The organism is Endozoicomonas atrinae (assembly GCF_001647025.1).
GTDB lineage: Bacteria > Pseudomonadota > Gammaproteobacteria > Pseudomonadales > Endozoicomonadaceae > Endozoicomonas > Endozoicomonas atrinae.
Map to the genome: position 1 here is coordinate 1 of NZ_LUKQ02000454.1, position 2,440 is coordinate 2,440.

Annotated in this window: 4 protein-coding genes; 3 read left to right on the forward strand and 1 reads right to left on the reverse strand. The window is 52.1% G+C overall.

Annotation, left to right across the window (positions count from 1 at the left end; translation table 11 throughout):
- Both AK963_RS36790 and AK963_RS27800 read left to right on the forward strand, forming a co-directional pair.
- Positions 1–302: terminase gpA endonuclease subunit (locus AK963_RS36790; RefSeq protein WP_175404697.1), on the forward strand; the 302-nt coding region annotated here is incomplete at its 5' end.
- Complete coding sequence (locus tag AK963_RS27800) at positions 295–507, forward strand: phage head-tail joining protein (protein ID WP_066018528.1); 213 nt, start codon at positions 295–297, stop codon at positions 505–507. The genes AK963_RS36790 and AK963_RS27800, both read left to right, overlap by 8 nt.
- A gap of 2 nt (positions 508–509) precedes the next feature.
- On the opposite strand, the gene AK963_RS27805 is transcribed toward AK963_RS27800, so the two are convergent.
- Positions 510–710, reverse strand: coding sequence for a hypothetical protein (locus AK963_RS27805; protein ID WP_139117728.1), 201 nt, complete (start codon positions 708–710; stop codon positions 510–512).
- 39 nt (positions 711–749) lie between these two features.
- Here AK963_RS27805 and AK963_RS27810 point away from each other — a divergent pair, with 39 nt between their 5' ends.
- Complete coding sequence (locus AK963_RS27810; RefSeq protein WP_083232927.1) at positions 750–2,252, forward strand: phage portal protein; 1,503 nt, start codon at positions 750–752, stop codon at positions 2,250–2,252.
- The last annotated feature ends 188 nt before the right edge of the window (positions 2,253–2,440 follow it).

The following is a 2,440-nucleotide window of genomic DNA, read 5'->3' on the forward strand; positions in this document are numbered from 1 at the left end:
TTGCAGACTGCTTTGATGAGGATTACTTCAAGCAGGCCACGGCAGAAGAGAAGGTACGTAAATACAAGCACGGCGTTGCCTACTTTGAATGGGATGCCAAAAAGAAGCGCAACGAAGCACTGGATTGTCGGGTCTATGCGCTGACGGCTGTGAGAATCCTTCAGCAACATCGAGGACTGGATCTGGAACAGCTGGCAGCACAACGGCCAGAGCCGGAAGTGCAGATAGAACAAGAAGAACCAGCGGATATCGCCGTGAATCGCAATCGTCGAATCTCTCGCAGTACCTACCTCAATGGGTAAACCCATGATTACTGATGCTGAATACCAGGCCCTGAAACGAGCCGTGTTGCTGCGGGAAACCCGCACCGTGGAATTTGAAGGCCGAAAGGTGGAATACGCCAGCTTCGGCGAGATGGAAAGGCGACTGCAGGCCATTGAGCGTGAACTGGCGAAACAGCAGAAGCGGCCTCGCCAGTATGGCATCTATTCTCGACGCGGCATCTGATCTTACCGCCAGAAATGCAGGACCATCACCAGGGCTATGAGCAAAACAATCAGCGTTGTGATGGATTGCCGGATCTGATCGGCGGTCAGCTTTCTTGGGTCGTCTTTATCGTTGCCCTGTGGGTTACTCAACAGGCAGGGCGCCAGGTTAGCCATCATCAGAAAACAGCCCAAAATCAGGACTGAAATAACCACCGCTTTCAAAATCAACTACTCCATTTCTTACTGCGAGGACGGACACCCTTGTTTGACTGGATACGACAGAAATGGTTGCAGACATCATCGAAAACGATCCGAAATCTGGCCTACACCTCCGCAGGGCGAGGGCGGAGAAGCCAGAGTTGGTCAGCCCCATCCTCCGGCCCGAATAACACATTGACCGGTAATCTGGGAACCTTGATCAATCGATCCAGGTCGGCGATTCGTAATGATCCCTGGGCGGCTTCTGGTCTGGAAAAGCTGGTGGCCAATATTGTGGGGACTGGTATCAAGCCCAAATCGGAAGCCACGAATGATGTCTTTCGCAAGAACCTGCAGGCACTGTTCCTCGACTGGTCCGATGAATCCGATGCGGATGGACAGTTGGACTTTTATGGTCAGCAATCACTGGCGGTACGTTCCATGCTGGAAGCGGGTGAATGTTTTGCCCGATTACGACCACGAAAACCATCAGACGGATTGAGTGCTCCTCTGCAAGTGCAGCTACTGGAAGCAGAGTTTGTTCCCTGGGATTACAACGACGATCTGAAAAGAGGGCATAAGATCCGAGCGGGTATTGAGTTTAATGCCGTCGGTAAGCGGGTGGCCTACTGGATGCATCGGCAGCATCCCTCAGATTACACAGCACTGGATACGGCAGATCTGCGTCGTATCCCTGCGGACCAGGTATTGCATCTTTATGAGCCATTAAGGCCAGGGCAATTAAGAGGGCAACCGCTACTAACACAGGTCCTGCTGCGGATGTTTCATCTGGACAAGTTTGATGATGCGACGTTGCTGCGGCAGGAGATTGCTAACCTGTTCACCGGCTTTATCACCAAGCCAGCGCCGGATGGCGAGAAAGTGGATCCACTCACGGGCAGACCGATTGTCTACGACCTGCAAGGTGTGCCCATGGTGGCAATGGAGCCTGGCACGATGCAGGAACTCTCGCCGGGGGAGGAGATTACCTTCAATACGCCACCGGGTGCCGCCAGCAATTATCCCGATTTTATCCGTCAGCAATTAATGGCCGTTGCAGCTGGTATTGGGCTGCCATACGAAATCCTGTCCGGCGATATGAAGGGTGTCAGTGACCGGGCACTGAGAGTGGTGCTGAATGAGTTCCGCAGACGCATTCAGCAAATTCAGCACAATCAATTGGTGTTCCAGTTCTGTCGACCGATCTGGAATCGGTGGCTGGACATGGCCGTACTCAGCGGGGCAATCCATGCGCCCCGATTTCACAAAAACAAAGCCGATTATCGTCGGGTGAAATGGATTGCTCAGGGCTGGCCCTATATGCATCCGGTTCAGGATATGCAGGCCCAGAATTTGGCAGTGCGCAGTGGCTTCAAATCTCGTTCAGAAGTGGTGTCTGAACAGGGTTATGACAGCGAACAAATTGATGACGAAATCGCTGCCGACAATCGCCGGGCGGATCAATTGAATCTGCAGTACGAAAGTGATGGCAGGCAGTCATCGAAGGATCCTTCCACTAATGACAAGGACGAAAACAAGGATGAGCAAGAAGCCCCTGAACAATAAGCCATGGTATACGCTGAAGAATCAGGCAGACCAGCCACCAGAATTACTGATTTATGATGTAATACCAATTGCTTTTTCTAACTACTGTATAACTGCCCACTGACGAGAGCATAAACTGAATAGACGTCCAGCTTCGCCGCATAGATTGTTCCAGGCCTCGCAGCAGCAATCCACGATATCTTCGTAAC

Coding starts and splice junctions, on each gene's coding strand:
- AK963_RS27800 (WP_066018528.1), top strand. CDS start 295: ATGGGTAAACCCATGATTACTGATGCTGAATACCAGGCCCTGAAACGA.